This window comes from Bacteroidia bacterium (genome assembly GCA_023228875.1).
In the GTDB taxonomy this organism is placed as follows: Bacteria; Bacteroidota; Bacteroidia; order NS11-12g; family UBA955; genus JALOAG01.
Genome location: JALOAG010000002.1, coordinates 135,013 through 150,054 on the forward strand (window position 1 = coordinate 135,013; position 15,042 = coordinate 150,054).

General features: G+C 37.1%; 14 protein-coding genes. 8 read left to right on the plus strand and 6 right to left on the minus strand.

Annotated elements, in window-relative coordinates:
- Positions 1–3: 3 nt before the first annotated feature.
- Positions 4–663 carry an outer membrane lipoprotein carrier protein LolA gene (locus tag M0R38_03625; GenBank protein ID MCK9480837.1) on the minus strand — a complete coding sequence of 220 codons (660 nt, stop codon included), beginning with the start codon at positions 661–663 and terminating at the stop codon, positions 4–6.
- Between the two features lie 5 nt (positions 664–668).
- Complete coding sequence (locus M0R38_03630; GenBank protein MCK9480838.1) at positions 669–3,209, minus strand: DNA translocase FtsK; 2,541 nt, start codon at positions 3,207–3,209, stop codon at positions 669–671.
- A gap of 165 nt (positions 3,210–3,374) precedes the next feature.
- Between M0R38_03630 and fabD the strand changes: the two genes are divergently transcribed.
- The 7 genes from fabD (at position 3,375) to M0R38_03665 (ending at position 9,782) form a co-directional block, all read left to right on the plus strand.
- Entirely contained in the window at positions 3,375–4,232 is an 858-nt protein-coding gene (gene fabD / locus M0R38_03635) for an ACP S-malonyltransferase (protein MCK9480839.1), read from the plus strand.
- A 29-nt stretch (positions 4,233–4,261) separates the two neighbouring features.
- Positions 4,262–5,044 carry a glycosyltransferase gene (locus M0R38_03640; protein ID MCK9480840.1) on the plus strand — a complete coding sequence of 261 codons (783 nt, stop codon included), beginning with the start codon at positions 4,262–4,264 and terminating at the stop codon, positions 5,042–5,044.
- An 84-nt stretch (positions 5,045–5,128) separates the two neighbouring features.
- Positions 5,129–5,809, plus strand: a complete 681-nt coding sequence (ccsA, locus tag M0R38_03645; GenBank protein MCK9480841.1) for a cytochrome c biogenesis protein CcsA — start codon at positions 5,129–5,131, stop codon at positions 5,807–5,809.
- A gap of 8 nt (positions 5,810–5,817) precedes the next feature.
- Positions 5,818–6,033: a hypothetical protein gene (locus M0R38_03650; GenBank protein ID MCK9480842.1), complete on the plus strand. Its 216-nt coding sequence runs from the start codon at positions 5,818–5,820 to the stop codon at positions 6,031–6,033.
- On the plus strand, positions 6,030–6,422 hold the full coding sequence (locus M0R38_03655) for a cytochrome c maturation protein CcmE (GenBank protein ID MCK9480843.1): 393 nt from the start codon (positions 6,030–6,032) through the stop codon (positions 6,420–6,422). Before M0R38_03650 ends, M0R38_03655 begins: the two co-directional genes overlap by 4 nt.
- Positions 6,423–6,429: 7 nt before the next feature.
- Positions 6,430–9,015, plus strand: coding sequence for a cytochrome c biogenesis protein CcsA (gene ccsA / locus M0R38_03660; protein ID MCK9480844.1), 2,586 nt, complete (start codon positions 6,430–6,432; stop codon positions 9,013–9,015).
- Positions 9,003–9,782 (plus strand): F420-dependent NADP oxidoreductase, encoded by a 780-nt coding sequence (locus M0R38_03665; GenBank protein ID MCK9480845.1) that lies wholly within the window; start codon positions 9,003–9,005, stop codon positions 9,780–9,782. The genes ccsA (M0R38_03660) and M0R38_03665 overlap by 13 nt, the downstream gene beginning before the upstream one ends.
- 8 nt (positions 9,783–9,790) lie before the next feature.
- On the opposite strand, the gene M0R38_03670 is transcribed toward M0R38_03665, so the two are convergent.
- The 4 genes from M0R38_03670 to M0R38_03685 all read right to left on the minus strand — a co-directional run bounded on the left by M0R38_03670 (position 9,791) and on the right by M0R38_03685 (position 13,923).
- On the minus strand, positions 9,791–11,053 hold the full coding sequence (locus M0R38_03670) for an asparagine synthetase B (GenBank protein MCK9480846.1): 1,263 nt from the start codon (positions 11,051–11,053) through the stop codon (positions 9,791–9,793).
- 52 nt (positions 11,054–11,105) lie between these two features.
- Positions 11,106–12,299, minus strand: coding sequence for a leucine-rich repeat domain-containing protein (locus M0R38_03675; GenBank protein ID MCK9480847.1), 1,194 nt, complete (start codon positions 12,297–12,299; stop codon positions 11,106–11,108).
- A 99-nt stretch (positions 12,300–12,398) separates the two neighbouring features.
- On the minus strand, positions 12,399–13,109 hold the full coding sequence (gene bshB1, locus M0R38_03680) for a bacillithiol biosynthesis deacetylase BshB1 (GenBank protein MCK9480848.1): 711 nt from the start codon (positions 13,107–13,109) through the stop codon (positions 12,399–12,401).
- Positions 13,102–13,923, minus strand: a complete 822-nt coding sequence (locus tag M0R38_03685) for a DUF4294 domain-containing protein (GenBank protein ID MCK9480849.1) — start codon at positions 13,921–13,923, stop codon at positions 13,102–13,104. Before M0R38_03685 ends, bshB1 begins: the two co-directional genes overlap by 8 nt.
- Here M0R38_03685 and prfB point away from each other — a divergent pair.
- Positions 13,867–14,962, plus strand: a protein-coding gene (prfB, locus tag M0R38_03690; protein ID MCK9480850.1) for a peptide chain release factor 2 whose coding sequence is annotated in 2 segments (ribosomal slippage) — positions 13,867–13,926 and positions 13,928–14,962 — 1,095 coding nt in all. Because the reading frame shifts where the segments join, the coding sequence is not laid out codon by codon here. The genes M0R38_03685 and prfB overlap by 57 nt on opposite strands.
- Positions 14,963–15,042 lie beyond the last annotated feature (80 nt).

Below are 15,042 nucleotides of genomic sequence, written 5' to 3' on the forward strand. Positions count from 1 at the left end.
CCTCTATCTTAAATCATCAGTGCTACCGGCAGGATACAACACAGGGTCATACTCAAAGAATTTTGATTCTAACACTTGGGTTGCGGTTTGAGTTGTTATGTCAATAGTTTGGCGAATACCGCTCTTAAAACTGATATCGACTTGTTTGATATTTGATTTTGCCTCATTGACATGCAATGTAATGTAGAAATAAGGTTTTTTCTTATCAGTAGGGTTGAGAGCTACCCTGTCATATGTTATGTTGTCTTTAGTATATGAGCCATCAAATTTTGATAGGAAACCTGTTTTATAAAAACTAAAAATAGTAGCGGGACTGATTTCTACATCCTTAGCGTTATAATTTTCAATGGTCAATTCCTTCGTTTTTGGAAAATATGTCCAAATGGTTTTGCCATTACAGATTATAATCTGTTCGTTAAACTCCAATTTGTATTTATCACCTTTTACCCAAATTTTACCTGTTTCAGAAACCCGTTCCATTTTTTCCGCTTTGTTCTCAGTTGTAATTGTGAACTCTGAGTATAAAGCCTTTTGTGCCTTGTACGTTTTAGTAACCTTTTCGAGGATTTCTTTTGCTTTTTGTTCTAAGTCAATTTGAGTGAAAGCTAAACCGCTAATTCCAAAAATAAGAGTTGCAGTTGTAATTGCTTTAAGGTATTTCATTTCTATTAATTATCAAGATTCATATTATCCAAAAAATGTTCCAAACTCTCTATGTCATGAATCAGTACATCGCGTGCCTTTGAGCCACGACTTCCGCCCACAATGCCTGCTGCTTCGAGTTGGTCTATCAGTCTTCCTGCACGATTGTATCCAATTTTTAATTTACGTTGAATCATCGAAGTGGAGCCTTGTTGTGTTTCTACTACTATGCGTGCAGCTTCGTCAAACATAGGGTCTTTGTCTGATGAGTCAAATTCAGCACCACCTTCTCTTTCTTCACCGGGAGCCTCGGGCAGAATAAATGCATGGCCGAAACCTTTCTGTTGTTCAATAAAATCAGTAACGGCATCCGCCTCGGGAGTGTCAACAAAAGGACATTGCAAACGGATTAAATCACTTCCTGAATAGAACAACATATCTCCTTTACCGATGAGTTGGTCTGCGCCATTGCTGTCAAGAATGGTTCTGCTGTCAATCTTGGATGTTACTCTAAAAGCTAAACGTGCAGGGAAATTTGCTTTGATTGTTCCTGTAATAATATTGACAGAAGGTCTTTGTGTTGCCAAAATAACATGAATACCGACAGCACGTGCTAATTGTGCCAATCTGGCAATAGGCGTTTCTACTTCTCTGCCGGCAGTCATCATTAAGTCTGCGACTTCATCAACTACTACAACGATATAAGGTAAAAATACATGTCCTTTCTCAGGATTAAGTCTTCGTTCCTTAAACTTGTTATTGTATTCAATTATGTTCCTACATCCCGCATCCTTCAATAAGTTATAACGATTATCCATCTCAACACAGAGTGATTTCAGGGTGTCTGTAACTTGTGAAGTATCGGTGATAATGGCATCGCCATCACCGGGTAGTTTTGCCAAAAAGTGTTTTTCAATTTTATTGTAGAGAGAAAGTTCTACTTTCTTTGGGTCAACCATTACAAACTTTAGTTCAGTAGGATGCTTTTTATATAACAGAGAAATAATTAAACAATTAAGCCCAACTGATTTTCCTTGTCCGGTCGCTCCTGCAACCAATAAGTGAGGCATCTTGGCTAAGTCTGCAATATAGAGTTCGTTAGAGATGGTTTTACCTAAAATAACCGGTAATTCAAATTTACTTTCTTTAAATTTCTTGCTCTTAATAACAGAACTCATTGGCACCATTTCAGGTTTTTTATTTGGTACTTCTATACCAATCGTACCTTTGCCGGGTATTGGTGCAATAATCCTGATTCCTAATGCTGCCAAGCTAAGAGCGATATCGTCCTCTAAATTTTTAATCTTAGAAATGCGAACTCCTGTTTCAGGTATAATTTCATACAAAGTTACTGTTGGACCAATGGTGGCGTTTATTTTCTTGATGCCGATATTGTAGTTTTTGAGTGTATCTAAAATGAGGGTTTTGCTACTTTCTAATTCTGCAATATCAATTTCTGCTTTATTTATCTCATATTCTTTTAGTAAATCATCGGTAGGAAACTGATATCCCGGCAAATAGAGCCATGGGTCATACGGTTCGTCAATGCCAAAATGCTCTTTACGTATGGGAGTATTTTCATTGTCCTCAGAAACTTCTAAAATCGGGGTTTCTTCTATCGCAAAAGGAATGTCATCTTTATCTGCATTGTTATTGTCTTTCGGGTTGTCATCCACTTCGTTTGTGAGTTCTAATGGCTGAATAACAGCTTCCGGCTCTTCTTCAATAGGAGTTTCATTTTGAAGGTTTAATTCAACACTGTTGTCCTGTTCTTCTTCCCATGGGACATCTTCAGTAAAAGAAGCTTGTGTGTCGTTGTTCTCTTCATCAGCAATTTCATTAGTAAGAGGTGTGTTTTCTATTGAAGCTGAGTTAGAATTGACACTGGATTCATCGGGTTTTAAAGAAGGGAGTATGTTTAATTTTAGGTAGGTTACCATAAAGATAACGCCAACTAATACTAATAAAATGACTGCACCAAATCCTCCAATAATTCCACTTAGCCACTCACTGCCAAAATACCCGATTCCACCGCCTAAATACAAAGAACCGGTGGGAATTATACCAAGAACCAGTGTGCCCCAGAGTAATATAAATAGGGTGATACGAGACATTTTTTTTTGGGCAAAAAGAAATTTCCCTGTAAAAAACTTGAATCCAAAGTTGAATAGCAGAATGAGGGGAAGTATTGCAAAGATTCCAAACCATTTGTAAACCAACCAATAAGACAAAGCAGCACCCAAAAAACCCATAAAATTATGAGCCATGATAGGCTGATTGATTTTAAACCAACTCCAACTTTTGCCAATCACTAAAGCTTGGTCAGAATTGTTGCTAATTAAATTAATCCAATAAGAAAAATAACTTAGAATAGCATAAACAGCAAAGCCCATGAATACTAACCCTGCCAACTGTCTTGTTTTGGGATCTTTAATAATTTCTGAAAACTTGGGAGTATTACCGTCTTCACCCACTAAATTCTTTTGGTTGGGTGCGGTTTCTACAAAATCATCTAATCTTTTGTTTCCTCTTTTTTCGTTTGTGATATCTTTCTTTTTACCAAACACGATGTGTAGTATAATTCTGCGCAATATTCGGTATTATGGTTGTGCGGTAATGCGAAAAGATTTCCTTATAATGTTTAAAACATTGTGTCAAGTGTAAAATATTGAGTGCATTTTGTTTGATTGGAATTGTACTATTTTCGCAGTTCACAACCAAAAAAAGAATCAATGAGCAAAGCGTATGTTTTTCCCGGTCAAGGGGCACAGTATTCAGGAATGGGTAAGGAGTTATATCATGCTAATCCTGTTGCAAAAAAATGGTTTGATAAAGCCAATGAAATATTGGGATTTGAAATTACCAAGACTATGTTTGAAGGTACAGATGAAGAATTGAAGCAAACCAAAATAACACAGCCGGCAATTTTTTTAGACTCTGTTATTCAGGCACTTACTTTATCTGATTTTTTACCATCAATGACAGCAGGACATTCATTAGGAGAATTTTCTGCATTGGTAGCATCAGGTGCAATGAAGTTTGAAGACGGTTTGAAATTGGTGTCTGAACGAGCGTTGTCTATGCAGGCTGCTTGTGAGGCAAAACCCTCTACAATGGCTGCTGTATTAGGATTGGATGATGCTGTTGTGGAAGAAATATGTGCCGGTGTACGTTCAGGAATAGTAGTACCTGCTAATTACAATTGTCCCGGACAGTTGGTGATTTCAGGAGAAGTAGATGCTGTAAATGAAGCATGTGAGAAATTAAAAGCTGCCGGTGCAAAACGCGCTTTGGTGCTGCAAGTTGGGGGGGCTTTTCACTCTCCTTTAATGCTGCCTGCACAAGAAAGATTGGCAAAGGCAATTGATGCCACTGAGTTTCAGGATCCGGTTTGCCCTGTTTACCAAAATGTAACTGCAATGCCGGCAACCGATCCGGCTGTTATTAAAGACAACCTTTTAAAACAATTGACTGCTCCCGTGAAATGGACTCAAACTGTTCAACAAATGGCAAAAGATGGAGCCGTTGAGTTTATTGAAGTTGGTCCGGGCAAAGTGCTAAGCGGGTTGGTGAAGAAAATTTTAGGGTAATTGCCTTGCTTACTATGCTGAAAGCAAGTGTGATTATAAGTGTTTATAAAAACATGGATGCTTTGGAGTTGATTTTGCAAAGCTTGGCAAATCAACAATTGGAAGGCAGTTTTGAAGTCATCATTGCCGAAGATAATGATAGTCCACAGATGCGTGAAAGGGTGGTGGAGTGGAAATCGCAATTCCCTTTTAGCTTATTACATGTTTCTCATGCAGATAGAGGATTTAGAAAGTGTGTAATTCTCAATCAAGCAGTTTTAGCGAGTAATGCTCCATATTTGATTTTTGTAGATGGTGATTGTATTTGCCATCCCAAATTTATTGCCGCTCATTTGAAGTATCAACAAGGCAAATGTGTTGTGTATGGACGTAGGGCGATGTTGTCAAAGAAGTTTACAGAGTATCTTTATAAAACAAGAAAAATGCCTCCATATTCTTTTGTTAAACTGTGGTTAAGCGGATGCTCACGATTAGATGCTGCTTTGTATTTGCCTTTGGTTAAACCGGAAAACAAAAAAGGTTTTTGGGGGCACAATTGGAGTATTCAGAAAACTGATTTGATGATGGTTCATGGTTTTGATGAACAATATACTCAGCCCGGAATAGGCGAGGATACTGATATTGAATGGCGCTTGGAACAATTTGGTGTTAAATTTCTAAGAGTGAAAAATTTAGCTGTACAATATCATCTTTGGCACAATCTGAATTATCAGAGTACAACAGATATGGAGTCGGTGTTGACGAGCAAAAAACAAGATTGGGAAAAAGAAAAGCGGAATGAAATATTAATGGGTAGTTTGCGCCCTGCATAAATTCGCCCAACGCCTTTATGCATCAGTTTTAAAGTAAAAACAAACCGTCAAAACACAAGATTAAATTTTAACTTTGCGCCCGTTATGTCAAAACTCAACTGGTGGAAGTATTTAACTATAGGGCTAATGTTATATACATTGGTAGGAGGGATTTTAATCAAAGTACCCGTCAATGTTGGGATGTTAGACCAGACAATTCGTAATTTGTTTTATCATGTGCCTATGTGGTTTTCAATGTTTTTATTGTTATTGGGTTCGTGGGTTTACAGTATTAAATATTTGAACACAATGAAGGTTGAGTATCACAGATGGGCGTATGCGCTTGGAGTAGCCGGTACTTTGGCAGGTTTTAGCGGAATATTTACCGGCATGTTATGGGCAAGTTCGACTTGGGGAACTCCTTGGACTCGTGACCCCAAACTGAATGGTGCAGCCGTTGGATTACTAATTTACATTGCATATTGGCTGTTGAATAGGTCAATCACAGACCCCGTTAAACTGAGAAAAATTGCAGCTATTTATAACATATTTGTCTATCCTGTTTTTATTGCTTTGATTTGGATTATTCCTAAATTATCAGATTTCTCTATTCACCCCGGAAGTGGTGATACCGTTGGGTTTAATGAATATGATTTAAACCATAATATGAGATTTGTGTTTTATCCTGCAATTATTGCCTGGTCAATGTTGTTTGTGTGGATAGCAAGTCTTAAAGTAAGAATAGATAAAATCGAATCAGAACAGATTAATAAACCAATAGAATAAAATTTTACATGAAATCAATATCAAAATTCGTCCTATCTTTATTTATGATGCTTGTAATAAGTCAAGAAATCTTTGCTCAAACTGCCGAAGAACATCCACAATCAAAAATTGAAATAGTGATTGGTGTTATAGTGATTATCTTTACTTTGATTGTGCTGTATTTATTAAGACTAGAGAAGAAAATAAAAGCATTAGAGAAAAAGCATAAGGAGGTGTCACAATGAAATTAGGACATATCATCACCATCATTGTGTTGGGTGTGGTTTTGGCTGTTGTACTAAGTTTTTATGGAGACCGAAGTTACTATGTAACATTTGAGCAAGCTGAAGTTTATGCTTCGAAAAATTCACAGAAGGATTATCATGTTGTGGTTAAAATTGACAAAGAAAAACCTCAAGAGTACGATCCCATCAAAGACCCTAATTATTTTTCATTCTATGCCTCAGATACATTAGGGGTAGAGCGAAAGATTGTATATAATGGTGCAAAACCAACTGACCTTGACAGAACAGATAAAATTGTAGTAATTGGCAAGGCGGAGAAAGATTATTTTCATGCTGTTGATATATTAAAAAAATGTCCTTCTAAGTACGAAGCAGAAGGAATAAAGTAATGTAAATATGTACGAGACCATCCAATTTAAGGGAGAACATTTATTATATGGCAATTTAGGCAACATTGCGGTTGTATTGTCTTTTGTGTTCTCAATTCTGGCGTTTATAGGCTTTTATTTTAAGGAAAAGAACAACGATGAATTTTGGGGTAGAATAGGGAAGATTTCTCTCTGGATTCATGCAGTGTCTGTGCTTTCAATTTTTGTTATTTTATATTGGCTTATTCACGGACACTATTATGAATATCAATATGTTTGGAAACATTCTTCGAATAGCTTGCCGAGCTATTATATGATTTCCTGTTTTTGGGAAGGTCAAGAGGGCAGCTTTTTACTGTGGATGTTTTGGCATGTCTTACTCTCATTGATTATTTTCTTTAGACCGACCACACTCAGCTTTGGTGCAATAGCGGTCATTATGCTTGCGCAAGCTGTTTTGGCTTCTATGTTGTTAGGAATAAATTTTTTGGGTATGAAGATAGGCAGCAGCCCTTTTGCTTTGTTGCGCGATGCTCAACCTGATATTCTTGACATTCCACGCTTGCAAATGATTGGCAAGGAAAACTACCTCTCTTTGATTGAAGATGGTTCAGGATTGAATCCTTTATTGCAAAATTATTGGATGGTGATTCATCCTCCAACTTTGTTTTTGGGATTTGCTGCCATGGTGGTTCCGTTTGCTTATATGATTTCATCATTTTGGAAAAAAGACCATACTTCATGGATTAAACCAATGATTCCATGGGCATTGTTTTCTGTGATGATTCTTGGTGCAGGCATTATTATGGGAGGTTTCTGGGCTTATGAATCATTAAGTTTTGGAGGTTATTGGGCTTGGGACCCGGTTGAAAATGCATCATTAATGCCTTGGATTTTAATGATTGCAGTAATACATCTGTTGTTAATTCTAAAGAACACAGGAGAATACAAAGTGTTAACCATCATGCTGATTTGTTTCTCTTTCTTTTTGGTTTTGTATGCTACTTTCCTAACCCGCAGTGGAGTGTTAGGTGAAGCCAGTGTTCATTCTTTCACTGACTTAGGGCTTTCAGGACAACTTCTGTTGTTCATCTTTATGTTTATTTTCCTTGCTGTGTATGCTTCAATAAACAGTAAGCGCAAGGCACTCATTTTCCTTGGATTATGTGTTCTTCTGCTTGCAGTCAATGTGGTTTCTGTGAAATACAAATTACTCTCTAATCCGGTAATGAACATTGTAAATCTGATAGCATTAATTGGATTTATTTATTGGTGGGCAAAGGAGTTAATGGAAGTTTATCCATCCAAGAAAGTGGAAGAAAATATCTGGAGCAGAGAATTCTGGATGTTTATAGGTTCTTTGGTATTATTGCTCTCAGCATTTCAAATTATCTTTTATACTTCAGCACCTGTTTTCAATAAGCTTTTTAACCTGAATTTAGCTGTTAACAAGCCTGAATTCTATAATAAATTTCAATTGCCATTTGTTATTATCATTACCTTGTTGTCTGGGTTAGGACAGTTCTACAATTATAGATTCACTGATAAACGTACTTTCTGGAAAAGTCAATTATTGCCAATTGGGGTTTCAATTTTGATTGGACTCATTCTTTTCTTTGCATGGCGCATGTACTATTTTAATTATGCACTGATGTTGTTCCTTGGAGTCTATACAATTGTGGCAAATGTGTTTTTCCTTGTTCAAAAATTGAGAGGTAAAATCAAAATCGGTGGAGCTTCTATTGCCCATGCAGGGTTTGGATTGATGATGGTGGGGGTGCTCGCTTCTTCAATCAATAAAGAAGTGTTGACTTATAATAATATCAACAGGGATTTTGTTGATGGCAGTGCCGGTGAAAAAGCCCAAGAGTTCAACAGAGATAATATGTTGCTCAAAAAAGGCGATACGGTTAGAATTGCCAATTATTTGGTGTATTATGACACGATTTCTAATGAGCCTCCCGATAAATATTTTCATGTTCATTGGTTGAGAACAAATGAACGTGGTGAGATTATCGAGAAATTTACCCTCAAACCCAATGCCCAAAATAATCCTAAAATGGGTGGTTTGATTTCAAGTCCTGATACAAGACATTATATTAGCCATGATATTTATACTCATGTGAACCATGAAAGCGGTTTAGAAACGGTAGAAGAGTTCAAAAATTTTAAAAGGGATACGGTGCTTGTTGGACAATCATTCACCACAAGTTCCGGAACCATTAGTGTAAAGGTCGCTAATCTTGAGAATTTTAAAAGCGAAGATGACAAACAAATTCGTTTGGTTGCAAATTTAGAAGTGCAATCTTTGGGTAAGGTACACACTGTGCCTGCAAGTTTGATTATCAATACGGAAACTAATCAGATTGAATATGAAGATGCACAGTCCAATGAAGATGGCTTCCTGGGAAGATTGCTTTCGATAATCCCTTCTGAAAAGATGGAACTGGTTATTTCTACTGCTGAACGCAAACCGATGTTTGATTATATCATTATGAAAGCGGTTAAATTTCCTTGGGTAAATTTGTTGTGGAGTGGTACAATCATTTTAACAATCGGCTTTTCTTTGAGTATTGCTCAACGTATAAAAGAGATGAGAAAGTGGAAGCCCTAAGCAGCCATATCACTTTTTTGATGATTGGTTCGGGAAATATGGCTTTTTCCTTAGGAAAAGCGCTTGTGCGGCATGGGCACAAACCGTCAGGTGTTTTTTCTCGCAATGCAACGACCGGCACAGAACTCGCTAAAATTTTAGAAACTACTTTTTATCCAGACTTACATCAAGTAAAAGAACCTGACATGGTTTTCTTATGTGTATCTGATACACAAATTGCAAGCGTATCAGAATTGCTAAAAGATTGGAAAGATTGTATAATCTGCCATTGCAGCGGAGCGATGCCTTTGTCTGTGTTGGTAAAATCTGTATCTCAATGTGGGGTGTTTTATCCTTTGCAGACTGTGCAAAAGAATGTTCCAATGAATTGGAACTCAGTACCAATCCTGATTGAAGGCAAAGCAAAGGAAATTGAAATTAAACTGCTCACACTTGCTAATACATTAAGTGGGAATGTTGCAGTTTGTGATTCTAAGATGCGCGCTCAGTATCATTTAGCTGCGGTGGTAGTCAATAATTTTACTACACATTTGATTGCTCTTGCTCAAGATTACTGTTCAAATCATCAATTAGATTTTAAGATTCTATTGCCTTTGCTCAACGAAACCATGTTGCGTTTACAAACCGGCAATGCAAAAGACCGTCAGACCGGACCGGCTGTGCGCAATGATAATGTTACGATAGAAAGACATTTGCAGTTGCTAAAAGAACAGCCCGCATTAGAAAAACTGTACCGCTTGTTTACAGATTCTATTCAACAGAAATAGGGTAGAGCTTATGTTTTAATCTCTTTTTTCTTGGCAGAAGGAAACAGAATGTTATTCAAAATCAGTCTATAGCCGGGTGAATTTGGGTGTAATGCTAATTCAGTAGGAGGTTCTCCAACAAAATGTTGATAGTCTTCCGGGTCGTGACCTCCAAAAAAAGTCCATGTGCCTTTGCCCATTGTGCCGTGAATATATCTTGCTTCACCAAGCGAAGCATTTTCTCCTAATATAATGACATTTGGTTTCAGGTATTTCTTTTTAAAAGCAGTAGTTTGCCCATAAAATCCTTTGATTGTTGTAGTGTGGTCTTGGGTTAATATGGTTGGAATAACATCGTATTTCGCAGAAAACTCAAATAAGGTAAAAAAATCATTAGCTTCAGTAATTCCGCGCCTTTCATTGGGTTGAACATCTATTGAACTAAATTCATAAATGTATGGATTTGTAATCAAATCAAAATTTTCAAAAGCAAAGGTGTTATCAAAATCTAATTTACTTTGTGCCGAAGGGTCAATAGCATCGCCATCAAACATGCTTTCGCAAATATCTACTCCTTCAGCAGCGAGCGCAATGTCATAGCTGTCTGTGGCAGAACACATGGCGAACAAAAAGCCACCGCCTAAAACGTAGTCTCTAATCTTTTTGGCAACAGCAAGTTTGAGCTGAGAAACTTTTTGGAAACCATACTTGGCTGCAGTAGCTTCATTGACCCGTACTTCCTCTTTGTACCAAGGCATGTTGCGATAATTAGCCCAAAATTTACCATATTGTCCGGTAAAATCTTCATGATGCAGGTGTAGCCAGTCATAGAGTGCGAGCTTGTCATTCATTACCTCATCGTCATAAATCACATCATAAGGAATTTCTGCATAAGTAAGTACCAATGTTACTGCGTCATCCCAAGGTTTCTTTTCTTTTGGAGAATAAACCGCGATTTTGGGTGCTTTCAGCAGTTTCAACCTCTCCATGTTGATTTCTGGATTTGCAATGGTGGCATAAATGGCATTTGCCGTAGCATCAGGTACAATCTCATAGGTTACACCTCTAATCAGACATTCTTTTTCAATGTTTTTCAGATAATCAAACATAAAACTGCCTCCTCTGTAGTTGAGCAACCATTCGCCTTCTCCACCTTGCGCCAGCACCCAATATGTAATGCCATAAGCTTTCAGGTGTTCTTTTTGTACGTCATCCATTGGGATTAACAGCTTGGCAGCATGTATGTTCAGCTGCAAGAGTATGAGACAGATTAAACCTAATGCGCGTTTCATTGCAACAAAGATAAACTTTTCAAAAGTTTAGAAACGTAAAACACGATTAAACTTAAAATGTGATGGAGCATTTAGGGTCGTTATCTTTCAACCATTCTTGAATGAGTTCTTTGTTCTTTTGGTCAAATTGGTTGTTGTATAAACTCAATATTTCTAACCACTTTAACTCTTTTATTTCGCTTGGAAGGGATTTGAGCGAATTATCGCCAAGCCACAATTTGGACATAAAACGAATTTTACCTATTTCTTTAGGAACAATGCTGATGTTGTTTCCCCGCAAATCCAAGTAGTTTAACTTGTTGAGTTTGGCTATTTCAGAAGGGATTTCGCTAATTTCATTATAGCTCAAATCTAAGTAGGAAATAGCAAAAATTGAGAACAGTTCTTTTGGAATAGCGGTGAATTTGTTGCCCTCAAGTTCAAGATGTTGGAGTTGACGCAGTTTGGGAAAGCTCTTAGGTAATTCTGAAATCTTGTTTTTATTGAGTTGAAGACTGGAAAGTTGATAGATGTCGCCAAAGTTTGCGGGTAGATATGTCAGTAAATTATCGTTTGCTTCAATTTCTCTGAGTTGTCTTAAGTTGCCAAAGTTATCCGGTAGTTTAATGATTTGATTTTGTGAAATCTTAATTTCAATGAGCGTAGTGATGTTACAAACTTCATTTGGAAGTGAAGATAGTCTGTTGTTCGCGAAGCGTAAATAATAAAGTGTTTGCAAAGAGCCAATGGAAGCCGGTATTTTGCTAATCTGATTGCCGCTAAAGTCAATCAGTGTGAGTTTTGGTGTGTTGCCGAAATTGTCAGGAATTTCAGTAAGCTTGTTGTTTCTAAACCAAATTTCTTTGAGTTGTTTGAGTTGGAAAATTTGTTCAGGTACAACAGTGAATTTGTTGTTAGACAGTTCAAGTATTTCTAAGTTTTTGAGTTTGTATAACTTTTTGTGTACTTCAGAGAGTTTGTTGGTGTTCAAATTCAGTTTCTCTAAATGCTTCATCTTGGTAAGAAATCCCGGCATTTTTGTGATGAGATTTTCAGAAAGGTCTAAGTGCTTGAGGTTCTTGAATTTTTTGATTTTTCTTGGAACTTTTCTAAGCTCCTGACCTGATAAATCTAAATATTGAACATCCTTTTTGTTTTTTAGTGCTTCTTTGATTGATGTGTAAACCGTTGCACTCTGTCCAACACTATGGTGTGAAATTGCAAGTGCTCCAAGGAATATGAATAATTTGAAATATACTGATTTCATGCTGCTATACTATTAAATATTAGTGATTTGAAATAATGTTTCAGAAAGGCAATGATAATTTTCGACAAAGACAATTTTCATTTAGTAAAAAATAATTACTTATTTCATCATGTCTTTGACCTCAAAAGGTTGGGCACTCAAAAAGCCTTCTCCATATTTTGAACCTATATAACGACCCATCAATAAGTCTTTGCCATATAAAATATCCCAAAACTCTTTGGTTGAGATAGGTGTTTCTGGCTCTTGCGAAGTTGGGTCATAGAATTGTGTTTTAAATGCAGCGATAGCTTCCATTTTTTTGTCGTGCCATTGAGTAATGTCAATGACAAACTCGGGTTTCATAAAATTATCTTGAATATAATGAAATACATGCACAGGTCGCCAAGGTTGCAAATCATCAGTTTCTATCTTTTTGAGACCGGACAAAAAACAAGCACGTGTAACAAGTCGAGAACCTGCACCGTGGTCAGGATGTCTGTCTGAAATAGCATTGGTTAACACAGTGTGAGGCTTGTATTTTCGAATCGCATGCACCACCCTAAGCAATGCCTCGCGACTTTCTTCAAAAAAACCATCGGCAAGATGTAGGTTTTCACGAACATCTAAACGTAAAATTTTTGCAGATGCAGCTGCTTCCTTGTCGCGTGTTTCAGCTGTACCTCTTGTGCCAAGCTCTCCACGTGTCAAATCAATGATGCCGGTTGTGTAGCCAAGTTCTTTGTGTTTTATAAGTGTTCCACCTGCTGATAATTCAACATCGTCAGGATGTGACCCAAAGGCAAGTAAATGGATTTTGTGTTCGTTATTCAAGGTCTAATTTCTTAATTATTTCTTCAATCTCCCTGTCAATAACAGGGTCAAATGTATCCTTTGTTGAAGCACCATAAAGATTTGCCATAGTACTCCAGAAAATGGGTTCAAAGGTGCCTGAGTATTGGTTTAGAATTTGCCAAGTTGTTCTTCCTGTCTCTCTATGAATCAGTTTGAGAAGTATTTTTCCTTGAGTAACAGTCAAATTCTTGAGGTCATTCATGAATTCAGCTTTGATTGCCTTCTCACATTCGCTGGTATATTTCTTTCTGGCGCGTTTGGATTTAATCATGCTGAGGTTGTCTTCCATCATTTGCAATCTGAAAGCAGCAAGTTTTGCATAGGGCAAAGCAATTTTTACATCACGAACAAGTTTCTTATATCGTTTAATCTCTTCTTCGCTTTGAAGCGTTTTAAGATAAACATCATTATATAGATAGACAGGGATAGTATCTCCATCTACAACTTCAAAACCAATGCGCACCGCATCATGATGAGGTATGCCGCCTTTCGTACTGTCATGATTGGTGGTTTTTACAACAATTGCAGAGTCAATTTTACTCAACTTAATTTTAGATGTAGTATCTGTATGTTGAGCTTGTGCATCTATAGAAATAAAATAACAGAACAAGAGGACAAAAATGCTTTTGATTATCTGTAAGTGTTTCATTGTGTGAGAATATTGCAACTGTTGTGCCGTATAAATGGTTGCAAAATTACAAAAAGTCGGAGTATCTTTGCACGCTTTAATTTCATTATGAATATAGAACAATATAGAGATTTGAGAGGCCGCGTAGAGGCTTTGAGGAGGTATCTTTAACATCGAAGAGAAATTAGCTCTAATTGCAGATGAGCAAAGTCAGACCTTAGATCCCAATTTTTGGAATGACCCTGAAAAAGCAGAAAAATTCTTAAAAACAATTCGCGACAAGCAGATTTGGACTGATGCATATCAAGAAGTTGAAAGTGCGGTCAATGATTTGGATGTGATGAAAGAGTTTGAAGAAGCCGGTGAAATGACCTCGGATGATCTGGATGTTGCATTTCAGCATGCGTTACAACTCGTAGAATCATTAGAATTAAAGAACATGTTGCAAAGCGAAGAAGATTCTTTGCCGGCAATTTTAACCATAAATTCAGGAGCCGGTGGTACCGAAAGTTGTGATTGGGCGGAGATGTTAATGAGGATGTATATAATGTGGGGAGAGAACCAGAAAATGAAGATAACCGAAATGGATATTCAACAAGGAGATGTTGCCGGCATTAAGTCAGTTACACTCAAGTTTGAAGGAGCATTTGCTTTTGGATATCTTAAAAGTGAGAGTGGAGTGCATAGGATGGTTCGCATTTCTCCATTTGACTCTAACGCTCGCAGACATACTTCGTTTGCTTCGGTTTATGCTTATCCTTTAGTTGACGAAAATATCAATATCGAAATCAAAGACAGCGATATAGAATTTCATACCTCGCGTTCAGGTGGTGCAGGCGGTCAAAATGTAAACAAGGTAGAGACCAAAGTTCAAATTACGCACAAGCCTACGGGTATTGTAGTTGTCTGTCAGCAAGCGCGTTCTCAATTGGAAAATAGAGAATTGGCAATGCAAATGCTTAAATCTCAACTTTATGAGATGGAATTGCGCAAGCGCAATGAAGCCAAGCAGTCTATTGAGGATTCTAAACTCAAGATAGAATGGGGTTCCCAAATCAGAAACTATGTGTTTCATCCATATAAATTAGTCAAAGACGTACGCACCCAAACAGAAACGTCCGATATTCAGTCGGTAATGGATGGAGAAATTGATATTTTCATAAAATCCTATTTGATGATGTTTGCCGGTAAAAAAGTAAAGTAAGCTATTTCCGACATTCTTAGACACGGTAAAAAGTTTGAGGAAAAAAGAAAAACGAAATCAATAAAATATCTATTGAATTA